Annotated in this window: 17 protein-coding genes; 10 read left to right on the top strand and 7 right to left on the bottom strand. The window is 70.8% G+C overall.

The window, feature by feature from the left end; translation table 11 throughout:
- The first annotated feature begins 56 nt into the window (after positions 1 to 56).
- Both D0D28_RS07685 and acs read left to right on the top strand, forming a co-directional pair.
- Positions 57 to 635, top strand: a complete 579-nt coding sequence (locus D0D28_RS07685; RefSeq protein WP_116110190.1) for a GNAT family N-acetyltransferase — start codon at positions 57 to 59, stop codon at positions 633 to 635.
- Positions 636 to 745: 110 nt separating this feature from the next.
- Entirely contained in the window at positions 746 to 2,713 is a 1,968-nt protein-coding gene (gene acs, locus D0D28_RS07680) for an acetate--CoA ligase (RefSeq protein WP_116110189.1), read from the top strand.
- Between the two features lie 72 nt (positions 2,714 to 2,785).
- On the opposite strand, the gene D0D28_RS07675 is transcribed toward acs, so the two are convergent.
- Both D0D28_RS07675 and D0D28_RS07670 read right to left on the bottom strand, forming a co-directional pair.
- The gene (locus D0D28_RS07675; protein WP_233157273.1) at positions 2,786 to 3,565 is read right to left on the bottom strand and encodes a choice-of-anchor P family protein; all 780 of its coding nucleotides are present in this window, start codon (positions 3,563 to 3,565) and stop codon (positions 2,786 to 2,788) included.
- A 99-nt stretch (positions 3,566 to 3,664) separates the two neighbouring features.
- Positions 3,665 to 4,495: a L,D-transpeptidase gene (locus D0D28_RS07670; RefSeq protein ID WP_094005583.1), complete on the bottom strand. Its 831-nt coding sequence runs from the start codon at positions 4,493 to 4,495 to the stop codon at positions 3,665 to 3,667.
- A gap of 446 nt (positions 4,496 to 4,941) precedes the next feature.
- Here D0D28_RS07670 and D0D28_RS07665 point away from each other — a divergent pair, with 446 nt between their 5' ends.
- Together D0D28_RS07665 and D0D28_RS07660 are read left to right on the top strand one after the other, a co-directional pair.
- The gene (locus D0D28_RS07665) at positions 4,942 to 5,376 is read left to right on the top strand and encodes a DUF6319 family protein (protein WP_094005582.1); all 435 of its coding nucleotides are present in this window, start codon (positions 4,942 to 4,944) and stop codon (positions 5,374 to 5,376) included.
- A 142-nt stretch (positions 5,377 to 5,518) separates the two neighbouring features.
- Positions 5,519 to 6,169 carry a GntR family transcriptional regulator gene (locus D0D28_RS07660; protein ID WP_116110188.1) on the top strand — a complete coding sequence of 217 codons (651 nt, stop codon included), beginning with the start codon at positions 5,519 to 5,521 and terminating at the stop codon, positions 6,167 to 6,169.
- On the opposite strand, the gene D0D28_RS07655 is transcribed toward D0D28_RS07660, so the two are convergent.
- A complete protein-coding gene (locus D0D28_RS07655; RefSeq protein ID WP_094005580.1) occupies positions 6,151 to 7,452 on the bottom strand; it encodes an MFS transporter in 1,302 nt (433 codons plus the stop codon). The two genes, D0D28_RS07660 and D0D28_RS07655, sit on opposite strands and share 19 nt — an antisense overlap.
- Before the next feature lie 114 nt (positions 7,453 to 7,566).
- Between D0D28_RS07655 and D0D28_RS07650 the strand changes: the two genes are divergently transcribed.
- Positions 7,567 to 8,238 carry a DUF2848 domain-containing protein gene (locus tag D0D28_RS07650; RefSeq protein WP_094005579.1) on the top strand — a complete coding sequence of 224 codons (672 nt, stop codon included), beginning with the start codon at positions 7,567 to 7,569 and terminating at the stop codon, positions 8,236 to 8,238.
- Between the two features lie 899 nt (positions 8,239 to 9,137).
- On the opposite strand, the gene D0D28_RS07645 is transcribed toward D0D28_RS07650, so the two are convergent.
- Both D0D28_RS07645 and D0D28_RS07640 read right to left on the bottom strand, forming a co-directional pair.
- A complete protein-coding gene (locus D0D28_RS07645) occupies positions 9,138 to 10,283 on the bottom strand; it encodes an RNA polymerase sigma factor (RefSeq protein WP_116110187.1) in 1,146 nt (381 codons plus the stop codon).
- 8 nt (positions 10,284 to 10,291) lie between these two features.
- Positions 10,292 to 10,699 carry a YciI family protein gene (locus D0D28_RS07640; RefSeq protein WP_116110186.1) on the bottom strand — a complete coding sequence of 136 codons (408 nt, stop codon included), beginning with the start codon at positions 10,697 to 10,699 and terminating at the stop codon, positions 10,292 to 10,294.
- Positions 10,700 to 10,824: 125 nt separating this feature from the next.
- On the opposite strand from D0D28_RS07640, the gene D0D28_RS07635 reads away from it, so the two are divergent.
- Entirely contained in the window at positions 10,825 to 11,175 is a 351-nt protein-coding gene (locus D0D28_RS07635; RefSeq protein WP_116110185.1) for a nuclear transport factor 2 family protein, read from the top strand.
- A gap of 51 nt (positions 11,176 to 11,226) precedes the next feature.
- Positions 11,227 to 11,955: a VIT1/CCC1 transporter family protein gene (locus D0D28_RS07630; RefSeq protein WP_094005575.1), complete on the top strand. Its 729-nt coding sequence runs from the start codon at positions 11,227 to 11,229 to the stop codon at positions 11,953 to 11,955.
- On the opposite strand, the gene D0D28_RS07625 is transcribed toward D0D28_RS07630, so the two are convergent.
- Positions 11,952 to 13,409, bottom strand: coding sequence for a peptide MFS transporter (locus tag D0D28_RS07625; protein ID WP_094005574.1), 1,458 nt, complete (start codon positions 13,407 to 13,409; stop codon positions 11,952 to 11,954). The genes D0D28_RS07630 and D0D28_RS07625 overlap by 4 nt on opposite strands.
- A gap of 87 nt (positions 13,410 to 13,496) precedes the next feature.
- Here D0D28_RS07625 and nhaA point away from each other — a divergent pair, with 87 nt between their 5' ends.
- From nhaA to D0D28_RS07610, 3 genes are read left to right on the top strand one after another with little or no spacing between them, the layout of a single operon-like run.
- Positions 13,497 to 14,750, top strand: a complete 1,254-nt coding sequence (gene nhaA, locus D0D28_RS07620) for a Na+/H+ antiporter NhaA (RefSeq protein ID WP_430732349.1) — start codon at positions 13,497 to 13,499, stop codon at positions 14,748 to 14,750.
- A gap of 38 nt (positions 14,751 to 14,788) precedes the next feature.
- The gene (locus D0D28_RS07615; RefSeq protein ID WP_094005572.1) at positions 14,789 to 15,271 is read left to right on the top strand and encodes a phage holin family protein; all 483 of its coding nucleotides are present in this window, start codon (positions 14,789 to 14,791) and stop codon (positions 15,269 to 15,271) included.
- A 17-nt stretch (positions 15,272 to 15,288) separates the two neighbouring features.
- The gene (locus D0D28_RS07610) at positions 15,289 to 16,227 is read left to right on the top strand and encodes an alpha/beta fold hydrolase (RefSeq protein WP_116110183.1); all 939 of its coding nucleotides are present in this window, start codon (positions 15,289 to 15,291) and stop codon (positions 16,225 to 16,227) included.
- A 201-nt stretch (positions 16,228 to 16,428) separates the two neighbouring features.
- Here the strand turns inward: D0D28_RS07610 and D0D28_RS07605 are convergent, their stop codons facing one another.
- Positions 16,429 to 17,625 carry a MarP family serine protease gene (locus D0D28_RS07605; protein ID WP_094005570.1) on the bottom strand — a complete coding sequence of 399 codons (1,197 nt, stop codon included), beginning with the start codon at positions 17,623 to 17,625 and terminating at the stop codon, positions 16,429 to 16,431.

Raw genomic sequence — 17,625 nt, 5'->3', positions numbered from 1 at the left:
AGCAAGCCAGCACTGGCACTAGCAGACGTCCAATCGGGAGACGTAGCGTCCCCGGCATGACCTGGCATGACCGGCCCGCCCTGCACGGCAAGCACGTCCACCTCGAACCGCTCGGCCCGGAACACGCCGAGGGCCTGCACGAAGCCGGTCGCGACCCCGAGGTCTGGCGCTGGCTCAGCCTCCGCCAACCCGTCACCCTCGACGCCACCAAGGCCATGATCGACGACATCCTCGCCGAGCCCGGCCGCCTCGCCTGGGCCCAGGTCGATGCCACGACCGGCCGCGTCGCCGGCACGACCTCCTACTACGAGATCGTCCCGCGCCACCGCGCCCTCGCCATCGGCTACACCTGGATCGGCAGGCCGTGGCAACGCACGGCGCTGAACACCGAAGCCAAACTCCTGCTGCTGGAACGCGCTTTCAACGTGCTCGGCGCGCAGCGGGTCACCTGGCACACCGACCACCGCAACGAGCAGTCACAGCGCGCCATCGAACGGCTCGGCGCCAGCCGGGAGGGCGTGTTGCGCGCGCACCGCATCCGCCCGGACGGCAGCCGCCGCGACACGGTCGTCTACTCACTGCTCGCGGAGGAGTGGCCCACGACACAGCGGAAACTGCTCGATCGCGTGCGGTGACGGCCACGAGACCTGCCGTGAGGTGCTGCGCTCTTTCGTCACGGGGGCTAACGTCGCTACCGTGCATCCGGCGTCAGCCAGAGATGAGTGACTTCAGGAGGCCGTGCACCATGACAGAGCAGTCCCCCGCGCTGGACAACCTGCTCACCGAGAACCGGACGTTCCCCCCGGGCGACGAGTTCGCGGCGCAGGCCAACGCGAAGGCCGATTGGTACGAGAAGGCGGACGCCGACCGCGAAGCGTTCTGGGCCGAGCAGGCGGAGCGGCTGCACTGGGACACCAAGTGGTCACAGGTACTGGACTGGTCGAACGCGCCCTTCGCGAAGTGGTTCGTCGGCGGCAAGCTCAACGTGGCCTACAACTGCGTCGACCGGCACGTCGAGTCCGGGCACGGTGAGCAGGTCGCCATCCACTGGGTCGGCGAGCCGGGCGACACCCGCGACATCACCTACGCCCAGCTGAAGGACGAGGTCTCGAAGGCCGCCAACGCGCTGGCCTCCCTCGGCGTCACCTCCGGCGACCGGGTCGCGATCCAGCTGCCGATGATCCCCGAGGCGATCGTCTCGATGCTGGCCTGCGCGCGGCTGGGCGCGATGCACTCCGTGGTCTTCGGCGGGTTCTCCCCGGCCGCGCTGCGCTCGCGCGTGGACGACGCCGAAGCCAAGGTCGTGATCACCTCCGACGGGCAGTACCGCCGCGGCAAGGCCGCCCCGATGAAGACCAACGTGGACGAGGCCCTCGACGGCGCCCAGTCGGTCAAGAAGGTCATCGTCGTGCGCCGCACCGGCGAAGACGTTCCCATGAGCGAGCGGGACGTGTGGTGGCACGACCTGGTCGACGGCCAGTCCGCCGAGCACACCCCGGAGGCCTTCGACTCCGAACACCCGCTGTTCATCCTCTACACCAGCGGTACCACCGGGAAGCCCAAGGGCATCCTGCACACCTCCGGCGGCTACCTGACCCAGGTCGCCTACACCCACCACGTCGTCTTCGACCACAAGCCGGGCGAGGACGTCTACTGGTGCACCGCCGACATCGGCTGGGTCACCGGCCACTCCTACATCGTCTACGGCCCGCTGGCCAACCGCGCGACCCAGGTGGTCTACGAGGGCACCCCGAACACCCCGCACGAGGGCAGGCACTGGGAGATCATCCAGAACCACAAGGTCTCCATCTACTACACCGCGCCCACGCTGATCCGCACGTTCATGAAGTGGGGCGAGGACATCCCGGCGAAGTACGACCTGTCCAGCCTCCGCGTGCTGGGCAGCGTCGGCGAGCCGATCAACCCCGAGGCGTGGATGTGGTACCGCGAGCACATCGGCGCGAGCAAGGCGCCCATCGTGGACACCTGGTGGCAGACCGAGACCGGCGCGATCATGATCTCCCCGCTGCCGGGCGTCACCTCGACCAAGCCCGGCTCGGCGCAGCGCCCGCTGCCCGGCATCTCGGCGAAGGTCGTGGACGACACCGCGACCGAGGTCGGCAAGGGCGGCGGCGGTTACCTGGTGCTGGACAAGCCGTGGCCGTCGATGCTGCGCGGCATCTGGGGCGACGACGAGCGTTTCCGCGACACCTACTGGTCGCGGTTCGCCGACCAGGGCTACTACTTCGCCGGTGACGGCGCCAAGTACGACAGCGACGGTGACATCTGGCTGCTCGGCCGGGTCGACGACGTCATGAACGTCTCCGGTCACCGCATCTCCACCACCGAGGTCGAGTCGGCGCTGGTCTCGCACCCGACCGTGGCCGAGGCGGCGGTGGTCGGCGCGTCCGACCCGACGACCGGGCAGGGCATCGTCGCGTTCGTGATCCTGCGCGGCTCGGCCGCCGAGGGCGGGGACGAGGCCGTGCAGGAGCTGCGCAACCACGTCGCCAAGGAGATCGGCCCGATCGCCAAGCCGCGGCAGATCATGGTCGTGCCCGAGCTGCCGAAGACCCGCTCCGGCAAGATCATGCGGCGCCTGCTGCGGGACGTGGCCGAGAACCGCCAGATCGGCGACGTCACCACGCTGGCCGACTCCAGCGTGATGGAGCTGATCTCCAGCGGCCTGCAGTCCGGCAAGTCGGAGGACTGACGCATAAACAAAGGGGCCTGCACCGGTTGCCGGTGCAGGCCCCTTGTCGTGGGAACCCGAGGAAGAGCCGGATCAGCCGGTGACGTCCAGGTGGGCCTTCACCGGGGTCGGCCGCGGGGCCTTGCCGTTGGCGTCGGGCTTGTCGCCCGCACCCGAGCCGGCGCCGCCACCGGAGCTGGTCTTCGTCGAGGTCGGGGTGCTGGTGCCCGGCTTCGAGGTGCTGGTCTTGGTCGGCGCGGTGGTCGGGGTCTCGCCGCCGTTGTCGTCGTCGCCCGGCGCGCAGGTGACCGACGCGATGTCCAGCGTCTGCAGGTTGTCGATCTTGATCGAGATCGCGGTGACGGTGATCGAGCCGTCGTCCTTCTTGGTCTGCTTGTTCAGCACGACCGAGAGCAGGCCCGGCACGGCGACCGTGGTGTTGGTCGGCGCGTTGACGTCGAGGGTGACGTCACCGAGCTTCGCCTTGGCGAGCGAGGAGTTGCCCTTGCCGGCCTCGCACTCCGCCTCGATGGCGGTCGCGGTCAGCAGCGGCTTGCCGACGCCGAGACCGACGTTGACGTCGGCGACGCTGGCGCGCGCCTGGCCGGCACCGGCCGACGCGTTGAGCAGCTTCACCTGCGCCAGGCCCGGCACGTTCAGCGTGGCGAGCGACTTCTGCTCGAAGCCCTTCTCGTCGGTGACGTACGGGCTGGGGTCGATGCCGAGGAGGCCCTTGGCGGCGATCGCGTAGGCGGAGTTGACGCCGTCCGCGGTGGTGGTGGTCGCCCCAGCGGCGGGCGCGAGCAGCACCGAGGTGGCGAGCGCGGTCGCGAGCACGCCGACGCCGCCGGCCACAGCCTTCTTTCTGGACAAGGAATTCCCTTTCGTGAAATGGAAATGCGGGATGAATTCGCCGGTGGCCCCCCGTGACGCATTCCGGCCACCGGCGAGGTGGCGAAGAAGCTCAGGCCGTCACGTGATGTTCACGATCGTGCCGAGCGGCAGTTTGACCAGTTCGTCGAGCGCCTCCGAGGGGACCCGGATGCAGCCGTCACTGTTCGCCTGGCCGGCGAAGCTGTTGTTGGGCCAGGTGTGCAGGCCCACCGTGCCCGGGCCGCCGCCGAAGGTCTCCAGCGAATCGGAGTGGTAGCTCAGCGGCAGGACGATCGGGCTGTAGGTGTTCTTCGTTTCCTCGATCGAGGCGATGATGTAAGCACGCCCCGCCGGGGTCGGGTGTTCGGGCTTGCCGATGCCGATCGTCCACTTGCCGATCGACTTGCCGCTCTCCAGGATCTCCAGGCTGAACGCCGCACGGTCCACGTTGACCACGTAGTCGTTCTGGGCGGATTCGGCGGCGCCGTCGCTGAGGTGGACCCAGCCGGACGCGGCGTTGGGCCGGGTGGGCAGCAGGATCTGCGCCCAGTCGCCCTGCTCCGCGATCACCGGTACCCAGGTCGGCGATCCCATTTGGATGGACGGCAGCTTCGCGATCGCTTTGCCGCCAACGGAGTCGTACACGACCATGTCGGCCTTGGGGTGGATTACGCGGCCCGCCGTCGCGCCGCCGGAGGGCTGCGGGTCGAGCGGGGCGTTCGCGACCGTGGCGAACGTGGTCGCCTCCGGCAGCTGGGTCAGATCTTCCTGGCTCACGGCGGCCGGCTTCACGCCGCCCTCGTCGCCACTGGAGCAAGCTCCGGTCAGCAGAGCCAGGGTCGAGACTCCGGCCACGGCGAGGAGCCGGACCGGGAGCCGGCCGCGGCGCGCAGATCCGTTCTGCACGCGCGAGCTGCACGTCATGGGCATTACCACAATCCTTGAGGACCTACATCGGACAAGAATTCACCAAGGCGGTCTCCCCCGAAGACATGCGGCACCGCAACTGCGCCTTGGGCCTTATTGCTATCAGGACCCCCCTAGGTGATCAAACCTCCGGGTGACGGGGGCGAACTAGGGAGAGCAGGGCAAATGTTGCGTTTGCCGAGGTCGCGCGAAAAACGAGATACACCCGATCGGGTAGAGATACGTAACGCCCACGTCAGCAAGCCCCTATCGAGCGACATCGCTTCCTCACCCTGCTGGGTGAGGATCGCAGAGTATCGACACCCGTTGCGGCGCGACGCCCCGGGGTACCCCGGCGCAGGCAGCGCGGGACAATCCAGGGGCACGACCCCAGCGAGCGGCTATCGAACGCCTGTTCTACAATTCGGGCCGACGTAGCCGGACCCCACGAGAGGGAGACCGCAGCACCGATGAGCTTGGACACCACGACCACCCCGCAGGAGCAGGAAACTCCCGTCGCGCCGGCTCCGGTCGCGGACGACTCCGCGGCCGCTCCCGCTCCCGCCTCCGCGTCCACCGAGACGGAGGAGGCCAAGCCCAAGCGCGGCCGCCCGAAGGGCACCGCGGCGAAGAAGACCCGCACCGTCGAGCTCACGCTCACCGTCACCGGCACCGCCGACGGCGAGTGGCAGGCCGAGCTCAAGCACGGCTCCAAGTGGGTCGCACAGGGACTGAAGATCCCGGCCTCGGCCGTGTCCCGCGCGGCCAAGGAACTGCACGAGGACCTGTCCATCCCGATCGACGAGGTGATCAACGCCGCCGTCGAGCAGCAGAAGGCCAAGGTCGCCGCGCTCGAGGCCGAGCTGGAGCAGGCCAAGCAGGCACTGGCCGAACTCGACGGCTGACCTCGGCCGTTCCCGCGGTCGCCCGCGGCGACCAGGACTCGCCGGGGCGGATGTCATCGATCAGGCATCCGCCCCGGCGTTCTTTTCGGTCCGGCCACTTTCCGCGTACCATCTGTATACAACGTGTATGGAGGGAGCCCGGATGCCGGCGACGAGCAAGCCCGCCCTGTCCGGGCGGGCCAAGGCCTACGACTACCTGAAGAGCACCGTGCTGGCCGACCCCGACGCCGAGGGCACGTTCATCAGCGAACAGGAGATCGCCGAGCACGTCGGCGTCTCACGCACGCCGGTGCGGGAGGCGCTGCTGCAGCTCGCGGCCGAGGAGATGGTGCAGCTCGTGCCCAACCGGGGCGCCTACATCGCCCCGCTGACCGGGCGCGACCTGCGGGACCTCGTCGAGCTGCGCGGGCTGCTCGAACGGTTCGCGGCCGAGCGGGTGATGGCGGCCGGGACCGTGCCGTGGCGGGCCATGCAGAAGGTCCTCGAGCAGCAGGAGCGCTGTGACGACCCGGCGTCGGCCAAGGAGTTCATCGAACTCGACACGCACTTCCACACCCTGCTCGTCGAGGCGGCCGGCAACGCGATGCTGAGCCGGACCTACACCGCGCTGCGAGCCCGGCAGGTCCGTGCCGGGCTCGTCGCGCTGCGGCGGTCGGGGACCCGGCACGCGGAGGTCTGCCGCGAGCACCAGGCCATCGTGACCGCACTGGCCAACCGCGAGGTCGAGGCGGCGCTGGCCGCCATCGACGACCACCACGCCCGGACCCTGAAGCATCAGCTGACGACCACCTGAGTCTCGTCGCGGGCCGCCCGCGCCAGCGCAAGACCGATGATGGTGACGACCGCGGTCACCACCACGTACAGCGCGAGCGCCAGCCAGCTGTCGAAACCGGCCAGCAGCGAGGTGAACAGCAGCGGCGCGACGGCCCCGCCGATCACCCCGGCGAGCGTGTAGGCCAGCGAGCTGCCGGTGTAGCGCAGGCGCTCGGAGAACTGCTCGGTGATCAGCGCGGCCTGCGGGCCGTACAGCGCGGCGTGGATGACGAGCGCGATCACGATCCCGACCAGCAGCAGGCCGAACGAGCGGCCGGAGACCAGCGGGAAGAACACGAACGGCCAGATCGCCGCGGCGATGGTCGCGAAGAGGTAGAGCTTGCGGCGGTTCACCCGGTCCGACAGCGCGCCGAAGGCCGGCATCAGGACGAGCTGGCCAGCGGAACCGATCATGACCGCGGTCAGGCCCTGGCTGCGGGACATGCCCAGCTCCTGGGTCATGTAGGTCAGGACGAAGACGGTGAACAACGCGTACAGCACGTCCGGGCAGACGCGGACGAAGATCGCGGCCACCAGGGCGCGGCGCTCGTGCTTGAAGACCTCGGAGATCGGCGCGCTGGGCCGCTCGCCGCTCTCCGCGATGCGTTTGAAGACCGGGGTCTCCTCCAGCTTGAGCCGGATCCACAGGCCGAACGCGACGAGCACGGCGGAGAGCAGGAACGCCACGCGCCAGCCCCACGAGTCGAACTGCGCCTCGGTCAGCAGCAGGGCGAGCAGGGCCAGGACACCGTTGGCGAGCAGGTTGCCCGCGGGTGGTCCGACCTGGGCCGCCGACGCCCAGAACCCGCGCTTCTTCGGATCGCCGAACTCGCTGGACAGCAGCACCGCGCCGCCCCATTCGCCGCCGATGCCGACACCCTGGGCGAAGCGCAGCAGCACCAGCAGGACCGCGGCGGTGCCACCGATCGAGGCGTGGGTGGGGAGGACACCGATGAGGAAGGTGGCGATGCCGGTGAGCAGCAGGGTGATCACCAGCACGCGCTTGCGGCCGAGCACGTCACCGAGGCGGCCGAAGACGAAGCCGCCGAGGGGGCGGGAGAGGTAGCCGACGGCGTAGGTGGAGAACGCGGCCATCGTGCTGACCAGCGGATCGCCTGCCGGGAAGAACTGGTGGCCGAACACGGTGGCGGCGGCGACCGAGTAGGCCGCGAAGTCGTACCACTCCAGCGAGGTGCCGGACAGGCTCGCCAGGAAGGCACGCCGCAGCGATGCCCTGTCCACGGTCGGCGTTACCGAGGTCATTGCTCACATCCCGATCTCTTGGGTGCCACGTTGCGGTAATACTCGTTGTATACAACCTGCATGCGCAAGCCCCCGCAGGTAAGAACTGGGTTACCCGACTTTACGGAGGACGACATGCCGACGCTGAGCTTCGACCTGCCCGACGGCACGACGGTGACCACGCCGGTCACGACGCTGCTCAACGCCGGGTACGCGGGCCGCGACCAGGCCGACGTCGCGGCGCACGTCGCGGAGCTGGCGGAGCTGGGCGTCCCGGCGCCGAAGGTCACGCCGGCGCTGTACCCGGTCGCCCCGTACCTGGCCGCCCAGACCGACGAGGTGCCCGTCCAGCACGACCGCACCTCGGGGGAGGCGGAGTGGGCGCTGGTGATCACCGCGGAGGGGGTGCTGCTCACGGTGGCCTGCGACCACACCGACCGGGAGCTGGAGGTGCACGGTGTGGCGTGGAGCAAGAACGCGGCGCCGGACGTGCTGGGCCGCAAGGCGTGGCGGCTGGACGACGTGGCGGACCGGCTGGACTCGCTGACGCTGCGCGGATGGGCCGACGGACAGCTGATCCAGGACGGCACGCTCGCGGAGCTGCTGACGCCGCAGCACTGGCTGGACGTGCTGCGGGAGCGCGGGCTGTACGAGCCGGGGGTCGTGCTGATCTCCGGGACCATCCCGATGGTGCCGGGGGTGAACCAGTTCGCCGCCGAATGGCGGGTGGAGCTGGGCGACCCGGCGACCGGAAACACCATCGAGGCCGGTTACCAGGTGCGCCGACTGCCCGAGGCGATCGGCTGAATCGAGTGGGGCTGTGGGCGCAGGGCCAGGGCTGGGGTACCGGCGCCCAGCGCGGGTGGAGGCACGGCAGTCGCCGAAGGCAACCACCCGGCAGGGGCTGCAGCGCTTGCACGGCCGGCATGGCCGGGGGGCCGGACGGGTCCCGGCGTGGGTAGAGGCGCGGATTACCGGAGGCCATCGCCCGGCAGGCCCTGCTGCGCCCGCGTAACGGGCATGCCCGGGGCGCAACTGGAGGCCTGACACCCGGCGCGGGTAGAAGCCGCAGGGTGCCGGAGGCCACGACCCGGCAGGGGCTGCTATGCCCGCGAACGGGCACGCCCGGGGCGCAACTGGAGGCCTGACACCCGGCGAAGGTAGAGGCCGCAGGGTTGCCGCAGGCCATGACCCGGCAGAGGCTGCTATGCCCGCGAAGTGGGCACGCCCGGGGCGCAACTGGAGGCCTGGCACCCGGCGCGGGTAGAGGCCGCAGGGTTGCCGCAGGCCATGACCCGGCAGAGGCTGCTATGCCCGCGAAGCGGGCACGCCCGGGGCGCAACTGGAGGCCTGACACCCGGCGCGGGTAGAGGCCGCAGGGTGCCGCAGGCCATGACCCGGCAGAGGCTGCTGCGCCCGCGAAGCGGGCACGCCCGGGGCGCAACTGGAGGCCTGACACCCGGCGCGGGTAGAAGCCGCAGGGTGCCGCAGGCCACGACCCGGCAGAGGCTGCTGCGCCCGCGAAGCGGGCACGCCCGGGGCGCAACTGGAGGCCTGACACCCGGCGCGGGTAGAAGCCGCAGGGTGCCGCAGGCCACGACCCGGCAGAGGCTGCTGCGCCCGCGAAGCGGGCACGCTCAGAGAGCATGGGCGAGCCAGGTCCCAGCGCGTCCCGGCGCGGGTAGGGGCGCGCCGGGGCGTCGGGGTCACCCTCGCAGCTGGGCGTTGATTCGTGCGGCTTGTCGTGTGAGGTGGTCCCGCTCGGCGAGGTTTGGTGCCTTCGCCGCGGCCTCGGCGTACAAGTGGGCCGCCGTCGCCAGGTCGCCGTTGCGTTCGTGCAGGTGGGCGGCCACCGCGGCGTACCTGGGCAGGCCCGAGTCGAGCGTCTCGAGTTCCGCCAGCCCCGCGCGGGGGCCGTCCGCCTCGCCCACTGCCACCGCTCGGTTCAGGCGTACCACCGGGCTGTCGGTCAGCCGCACGAGCTCGTCGTACCACTCGACGATCTGCGGCCAGTCCGTCTCCTCCGCGGTGCGCGCGTCGGCGTGCAGGGCGGCGATCGCGGCCTGCGCCTGGAACTCACCGAGCTGGTCGCGGGCCAGCGCCGCCTGCAGGATCTCGACCCCCTCCGCGATCGACCGCGTGTCCCACCGGCTCCGGTCCTGCTCGGCGAGCGGCACCAGGCTGCCGTCGGGCGCGGTCCGGCTCGCGCGGCGGGCGTGGTGGATCAGCATGAGCGCCAGCAGCCCCGCCACCTCGGAGTGGTCGATCGCCGCCGCGAGCCGGCGGGTCAGCCGGATCGCCTCGGCCGCCAGGTCGACGTCTCCGGAATACCCCTCGTTGAACACCAGGTACAGCACGCGCAACACGGTGCCGACGTCGCCGGGCCGGTCGAACCGCACACCGGACACCGTGCGCTTGGCACGGCTGATGCGCTGCGCCATCGTCGCCTCCGGCACCAGGTAGGCCTGGGCGATCTGCCGCGTGGTCAACCCGCCCACCGCCCGCAACGTGAGCGCCACCGCGGACGACGGCGTCAGCGACGGGTGCGCGCACAGGAAGTAGAGCTGAAGGGTGTCGTCCACCGCGGGCGCCGGCCCGGGCTCGGGTTCCTCGTCGACGAGCTCCTCCCGGCGGCGGCGGGCGGCGTCGGCGCGGGTGGCGTCGAGGAACTTGCGCCAGGCCACCGTGACCAGCCAGCCCTGCGGATCCCGCGGCGGGTCGGACGGCCACACCCGGACCGCCTCGACCAGTGCCTCCTGCACGGCGTCCTCGGCCGCCGCGAAACCGGCTCCGCGGCGGACGAGGATCCCGAGCACCTTCGGGGTGAGGCTCCGCAGCAGCGCCTCGTCCATCGGTGCGGTCACTCCGTCACAGTGGGCTGGTTCCCGAGGAACGGGCGCACCTCCAGCCACTCGTGGATCGGCTTCCCGCCCGCCCCCGGCGCCGCCGACAGCTCACCGGCCAGCTCGACCGCCCGCTCGTAGCTGTCCACGTCGACCACCATCCACCCGGCGATCAGGTCCTTCGTCTCGGGGAACGGACCATCGGTCACCGGCGGCCGCCCCTCCCCGTCGTACCGCACCCAGGTGCCGTCCGGGGCCAGCGCCTGGCTGTCGACGTACTCGCCGGTCTCCTCCAGCCGCTTGGCGAAATCGTTCATGTACCGCACGTGCGCCGAGATCTCCTCCGGCGTCCACTGCGCCATCGGCACGTCGTTCACCGAAGCCGGAGCGCCGCGGTAGTGCTTGAGAAAGAGGTACTTCGCCATCGTCCACTCCTCGCTGTGATGCGACCCATTCTGGCCGCGTTCGCACCGGGGACGGAGCCGTTCACCGGATCTCGACACCGGCGGCCGGACTTTTCCTCCGCGTGCGCACCTGCCAAGATCCACACGTGACCGATGTCCTGTCCGCGCTGGACGCGCACGTGCGGGCGTTCAACGAACGCGACCTCGCCGCCCTGCTCACCGGGTTCACCCACGACGCCACCTGGATCACCGGCACCACGACCGTCCGCGGCAGCGCGGAACTGGCCGACCTGTTCGAGGGCGCGATGCGCGGGCTCCTGCCGACGCTGACGATCGACAACGTCATCGCTTCGGGTGACCAGGCCGCGGCGCAGCTCACCGAGACGCTCACCGCCGACGGCACCGAGCACACCTTCGCGATCGCCGGTTTCTACCGTTTCCGCGACGGGCGGATCGCGGCCGCGAAGATTTACCGCGAGGGTTCCGCGGAGATTTAGGTAAGTCTCAGCTAATGCGGGAAATTCGCCGCGGGATGCTTCAATAATGACGTGACCGAGACGAAGGACGCCGCTGCGGCCCACGCGCACGAACCCCACCACGAGAGCCTGGGCAGCCGGCTGAACTGGCTGCGCGCCGGGGTTCTCGGGGCCAACGACGGGATCGTGTCCGTCGCCGGGCTCGTCGTCGGGGTCGCCGGGGCGACCACCGACCACGGCGCCATTCTGATGGCCGGAATAGCCGGACTGGTCGCCGGCGCGCTTTCCATGGCCGGCGGGGAATACGTTTCGGTGAGCACCCAGCGCGATACCGAACAGGCCGCGCTCAAGCTCGAGAAACAAGAACTGAAGACCATGCCGGAGGCCGAGGAACGAGAACTCGCCGACATCTACGAGGACAAGGGCCTGTCCCGCGAACTGGCCGAGCGGGTGGCCCGCGAACTGTCGGAGAAGGACGCCCTCGCGGCCCACGCCGAAGCCGAACTCGGCATCGACCCGGATGACCTGACCAGCCCGTGGCAGGCCGCGTGGGCGTCGTTCGTGTCGTTCTCCCTCGGCGCGCTCATCCCGCTGCTGGCGATCGCGCTGCCGCCGACCTCCTGGCGGGTGTGGACGTGCGCCATCGCCGTCGTCGTGGGCCTGGCGCTGACCGGGTACACCAGCGCCCGCCTCGGCAACGCCGGTGTGCGCCGCGCGGTGATCCGCAACGTGGGGGTCGGCGCGCTGACGATGCTGGTCACCTACTACGTCGGCGCACTGTTCGGCATCACCGCGGGCTAGCGCACGCCGGACATCAGCTTCCGCACGAAGGGGCTGATCAGCGCCAGCACCACACCGATCGCGATGGCCGCTCCGCCGACGACGCCGAAGTACGCGGCCTCGTGGTCGGTGCCGTAGTACTCGGCCAGCGAGCCGGACAGCGCGGTGCCCAGCGAGACCGACAGGAAGTTCAGCGCGACCATCTGCGTGCGGAACGCGTCCGGCGCCAGCTTCGTCGACAGGGACAGCCCCACCGGGGACAGCATCAGCTCCGCGACCGTGAACACCACCAGGATCCCGGCCAGCGCGAGCAGCGGCGTGCTGTTCCCGGTGCCGCCGGCGAAGAACAGGAACAGCAGGAACGCCGCCCCCATCACCGACGTGCCGAGCGCGAACTTGATCGGCGTCGACGGCTGGCGCTCGCCCAGCTTGATCCAGATCGCGGCCATCACCGGCGCGAGCAGCAGGATGAACACCGGGTTGATCGACTGCACCCAGCTCACCGGCATCTCCCAGCCGAACAGGTCACGGTCCAGCCGCTGGTCCGAGTACACCGCGACCACGGTGAACTGCTGCTGGTACAGCGACCAGAACGCGGCGCTCGCGATGAACATCGGGATGAACGCCAGCACCCGCCGCCGCTCGATGGCGGTGATCTTGCGGCTGGTCAGGATCACCGCGAAGTACCCCACCGACGCGATGCCGACGATCCACACGACCACGTCGGACAGGTTCGCCGCGGTGACGATCCCGGTCAGCACGGCCAGCACGATGACGCCGACCAGCACCACCAGCACGCCGCCGACCGCGGGCCGCCGCCGCGCCGGCAGCGGGTTCGGGACCTCGCGGGCGGTGTCGGGCAGGTTGCGCCGGAAGATCGTGTACTGGGTCAGGCCGATGGCCATGCCGATCGCGGCCAGGCCGAACCCGAGGTGGAACCCGACCTCGCTCTGCGCGAGCCCGGTGAGCAGCGGGCCGATGAACGCGCCCAGGTTGACGCCCATGTAGAAGATCGTGAAGCCGGAGTCGCGCCGCGGGTCCTGCTCGCCGTAGAGCGTGCCGACGACCGCGGTCGCGTTGCCCTTCAGCCCGCCGCTGCCGACCGCGACGCAGGCCAGGCCGACGCCGATCCCGAGGAAACCGGGCAGCAGCGCCAGGCTGATGTGGCCGATCATGATGAGCACCGCGCTGTAGAACAGCGTGCGCTCGGAGCTCAGCAGGCGGTCGGCGACCCACGCGCCCACGATCGTGGACAGGTACACCAGACCGCCGTAGGCCCCGACGATGCTGGTGGCGGTGGCCTCCGGCATCGCGAGGCCGCCCTCGGCGACCGAGTAGTAGAGGTAGATCGGCAGGATGCCGAGCATCCCGTAGTACGAGAAGCGTTCCCACATCTCGACGCCGAACAGGTTCGCGAGACCGATCGGGTGCCCGAAGAACCGCGCGTCGCGCTTCGCCTCGGTAGAGGTCGTCACTGCCGCCGCCCTTGAGGTCTAGACAACGTTGGCGAGTGACATGCTACGACGCTTTCCCGGGATGTTGTTACCGGCCCGTAAGGTATGATGTTGACGGTGCGCCGGGAAGTCTGGTCGGCAACAGCCCGATCGATCCCGGAGGAGTCATTCGTGGGCCAGCCGCGCCAAGCCGCCGCCGAGTTCGTGCGTTACCTGCGCACCGAGACCACCGGCGGCATGATCCTGCTCGCCGCCACCGCCATCGCCCTGCTCTGGGCCAACTCCCCGCTCGGCGAGTCCTACCGGGTGGTGCGGGACTTCCACATCGGACCGCACCTGCTGCACCTGGACCTGTCCGTCGGCGACTGGGCCAAGGACGGCCTGCTGGCCCTGTTCTTCTTCGTCGCCGGGCTGGAGCTCAAGCGGGAACTGGTGGTCGGCGAGCTGTCCCGGCCGAAGAAGGCGGTCCTGCCGATCGCCGCCGCGCTCGGCGGGATGGTCGTGCCCGCGGTCGTCGCCCTGATCGCCGGCGGCGGCGCGCCCGGCATGGATCGCGCGTGGGCGATCCCGACCGCGACCGACATCGCGTTCGCCCTCGGTGTCCTGGCGCTCACCGCGTCCAACCTGCCCAGCAGCGCACGGGTCTTCCTGTTGTCGCTGGCCGTGGTCGACGACCTGGGTGCGATCTTCCTCATCGCCGTGTTGTTCACCACGTCGTTCAACCTGGTGGCCGCGCTGGTCGCGGTGGTGTCGCTCGCGCTGTACGCGTTCCTGCAGTACAAGCGCGTGCGCACGGCGTGGATCTACGTGCCGCTCGCGATCGTCGTGTGGGTCGCAGTGCACTCGGCGGGCGTGCACGCCACCATCGCCGGGGTCGCGCTGGGCCTGCTCACGCGGGTGCGCCCGGACCAGGGTGAGGAGGAGGCGCCGGCGATCCGGCTGGAGCACCGGTTGCAGCCGTGGTCGGCGGCGGTGGCCGTGCCGGTGTTCGCGTTGTTCGCCGCCGTGGTCGCGGTCAGCGGCGAATCGCTCGGCCGCGTGTTCACCGAGGCCGTGCCGCTGGCGGTGTTCCTCGGGCTGGTGGTGGGCAAGGCGGTCGGCATCTTCGGGGCCTGCTTCGCGGCGGTGAAGCTGCGGCTCGCGGAGAAGCCGAGCGGGGTCGGCTGGCGGGACATCGCGGCGTTGTCGCTGCTCGGCGGCGTCGGGTTCACGGTGTCGCTGCTGATCGCCGACCTCGCGCTGGAGGGCGAGGCGAGCGAACTGGCCCGCACCGCGGTGCTGCTGGCCTCCGCGGTGTGCTCGCTGGCCGGGGCGGCGATGCTGGTGCGGCGGAACAAGGTACACGCCGCTGCGGAGGACTAACCGAGCCCCGGGTGGGGTCTTCTGGCACGATGACCCCCGTGAGCAGCCAGGAGCACGAACGCAACGGTCGGGATGCCCACGGGGCCGTGCCCTACATCCCGCTGAGCCCGGAGGCCGAGTCCTCCGCCGACGGCCAGTCGATCGGGAGCCTCGTCAGCCAGGCGACCCAGCACCTGTCCACCCTGGTCAGGGCCGAGGTCGAGCTGGCCAGGTCCGAGGTCGTGGGCGAGGTCAAGAAGGGCGTCAAGGGCAGCGTCTTCTTCATCGTCGCCGGGGTGATCGGGCTCTACAGCTCGTTCTTCTTCTTTTTCTTCCTCGGCGAGCTGCTGTCCGAGTGGCTCAAGCGCTGGGCCGCGTTCGGCATCGTGTTCCTGCTGATGCTGCTGGTCGCCGGCCTGTTCGGCCTGCTCGGCTGGCGCAAGGTCAAGAAGATCCGGGCGCCGGAGCGCACGATCACCAGCGTCAAGGACACCGCCGCGGCCCTCAAGCCGCGCCGGGACACCGTCCCCGAACACAGCTGAACCGCTCAGTCGCGACCGTGACGCCGCCCGACCCGTCCATCGTCCGGATCGACGGGCCCTGGGCGCACCGCGACGTGTCCGCGAACGGCATCCGGCTGCACGTCGCCGAGGCCGGGCACGGGCCGCTGGTGTTGTTCCTGCACGGCTTCGGGCAGTTCTGGTGGACCTGGCGGCACCAGCTCACCGCCCTGGCCGACGCGGGTTACCACGCGGTGGCGGCCGATCTGCGTGGTTACGGCGATTCGGACAAACCCCCGCGCGGCTACGACGCCTGGACGCTGGCCGGTGACGTCGCCGGCCTGGTCCGCGCGCTCGGCGAACGGCAGGCGCACCTGGTCGGGCACGCGTGGGGCGGGCTGCTGGCCTGGACCGCGGCCGCGCTGCACCCGCGGGTGGTCGCGTCGGTGACGGTGCTGGGTGGGGCCCACCCGCTGGCCCTGCGCAGCGCGCTCGCCCGCACCGCGTTCCGCCGCAAGCGGTCCAACCAGACGCGGGCGCTGGCGCACCTGTTCCGGTTCCAGGTGCCGATGGCGCCGGAGCGGTGGCTCACCGAGGACGACGGGGCCAACCTGGAGACCCTGCTGCGCGCCTGGTCCGGTCCGCGGTGGACGGCCACCGCCGACTTCGACACCAGCGCCGCGATGTTCCGCGAGGCGGTGCGGATCCCGGGCGTGGCGCACAGCGCGCTGGAGTACTACCGGTGGGCGTTCCGGGCCCAGTTCCGCGGCGAAGGACGCCGGTTCGCGGACGCGGTCGGCACCCGGGTGGCGGCGCCGGTGCTGCAGATCCACGGCGCCGCGGACCCGTGTGTGCTGCCGGAGACCGCCCGGGCGTCCGCGCCGTGGCGGGGGCCGCACTCGGCGCTGGAGGAGCTGGCGGACGTCGGCCACTTCCCGCAGCTCGAAGCACCCGCCGAGACGACCAAGACGCTGCTGGACTTCCTGGCGAAGGCCTGACGGCGGCAGACGGCGGGCGGAACTCACGCGGCTGAACGTGGAACTCGCGGCCGGGAACGTGGAACTCGCGGCCGGGAACGTGGGACTCGCGGGCGCGAGCGTGGGACTCGCCGCCCGGAGCGTGGAACTCGCGGCCGCGAACGCAGAACTCGCGCGCCTGAGCGTGGGACTCGCGGACGGGAGCGTGGGACTCGCGGGGGGTCAGGCGGCGCAGGCGCCGGTGGAGACCCGCGCGCTCAGGGACGGCGCCGATTCGATCACCGGGCGCACCTGGTTGCCGGTCAGCGTGAAGCCGGTGTCGGAGTCCTCCACCGAAGCCCCGAACACCACGCCGACGACCTGCCCCTGCGGATCCACCAGCGGGCCGCCCGAGTTGCCGCTGCGCACCTGCGCCCGCACGGTGTAGACGTCCCGCCGCACGGTGCGCGAATCGTAGATGTCCGGGCCCTGCAGCGTGATCTCGCTGCGGATGCGGGCGGGCGTGGCGCGGTAGGGGCCGTCCAGCGGGTAGCCGAGGACGATCGCGCTGTCACCCGCCTTCGCCGGCTCGGGCGCGAGGCTCAGCGGCGCCGCCTCCAGGCGGGGCACCGCGAGCACCGCGACGTCGACCTCCGGGTCGAAGTACACGACCCGCGCGGGCAGCCGGCCGGCCGAGGTCTCCACCGCCGTCGTCTCCGTGCCCGCCACTACGTGCGCGTTCGTCATCACCCGCTGCGGCGCGATCACGAACCCGCTGCCCTCCAGCGTGCGCGAGCACGACTCGGCGGTGCCGCGGATCTTCAGCACGCTCCCGCGCAGCTGCTGCACCACGGCGCTGTCCTGCAGCGTCGTGTCCGGCGGCGCGGTGTCGTTGATCTGCGTCTTCTGGAACGGGTCCACAATGGACGGGAATCCGGAGACGTCGAGCAGCTTCCGCAGTTCGCTGGGCAGACCCTCGGCGGCCGGCGGCATCGCCTTGTCGACCGTGCCCAGCACCGTCGAGTTGTTGATCGCGCGCGCCAGGCCGGGCAGCGCCGCGACCCCGGTCAGCGGCACCGCGATCAGCCACGCCACCACGAACACCACGACGGCCTGCACGATCGCGCCGAGCGTCTGGTCGATGCCGGTCAGCTTGTCGGTGTTGACCCGCCGCTTGACCGCGTACTTGAACCGCCGCCCCAGCCACACGCCGAGCGTCTCGCCGAGCGCGACCAGGAACACGACCGTCGCGACGGCGAAGGCGACCTTGGCGGCCGGGTTCTCGAACAGCTCGACGACCCACGGCGCGATGCGGATGCCGAGGATCGCACCGCCGATCACGCCCACCAGCGCGGGCAACGCGATCACGACGCCCTGACGCGCGCCGGAGACCGCCGCCACCAGCGCCAGCAGAATGACCAGGACGTCGACCCAGTTCAC

It is taken from the genome of Amycolatopsis ruanii, assembly GCF_003385175.1.
Taxonomy (GTDB): Bacteria; Actinomycetota; Actinomycetes; order Mycobacteriales; family Pseudonocardiaceae; genus Amycolatopsis_E; species Amycolatopsis_E thermalba.
This window is presented reverse-complemented; position numbering and strand designations above follow the sequence as displayed.

Excerpts from the sequence above, each read along its gene's own strand:
- D0D28_RS07685 (WP_116110190.1), top strand. The coding sequence starts at position 57 with ATGACCTGGCATGACCGGCCCGCCCTGCACGGCAAGCACGTCCACCTC.
- acs (WP_116110189.1), top strand. The coding sequence starts at position 746 with ATGACAGAGCAGTCCCCCGCGCTGGACAACCTGCTCACCGAGAACCGG.
- D0D28_RS07670 (WP_094005583.1), bottom strand. The coding sequence starts at position 4,495 with ATGCCCATGACGTGCAGCTCGCGCGTGCAGAACGGATCTGCGCGCCGC.
- D0D28_RS07665 (WP_094005582.1), top strand. The coding sequence starts at position 4,942 with ATGAGCTTGGACACCACGACCACCCCGCAGGAGCAGGAAACTCCCGTC.
- D0D28_RS07660 (WP_116110188.1), top strand. The coding sequence starts at position 5,519 with ATGCCGGCGACGAGCAAGCCCGCCCTGTCCGGGCGGGCCAAGGCCTAC.
- D0D28_RS07655 (WP_094005580.1), bottom strand. The coding sequence starts at position 7,452 with ATGACCTCGGTAACGCCGACCGTGGACAGGGCATCGCTGCGGCGTGCC.
- D0D28_RS07650 (WP_094005579.1), top strand. The coding sequence starts at position 7,567 with ATGCCGACGCTGAGCTTCGACCTGCCCGACGGCACGACGGTGACCACG.
- D0D28_RS07645 (WP_116110187.1), bottom strand. The coding sequence starts at position 10,283 with ATGGACGAGGCGCTGCTGCGGAGCCTCACCCCGAAGGTGCTCGGGATC.
- D0D28_RS07640 (WP_116110186.1), bottom strand. The coding sequence starts at position 10,699 with ATGGCGAAGTACCTCTTTCTCAAGCACTACCGCGGCGCTCCGGCTTCG.
- nhaA (WP_430732349.1), top strand. The coding sequence starts at position 13,497 with ATGTTGACGGTGCGCCGGGAAGTCTGGTCGGCAACAGCCCGATCGATC.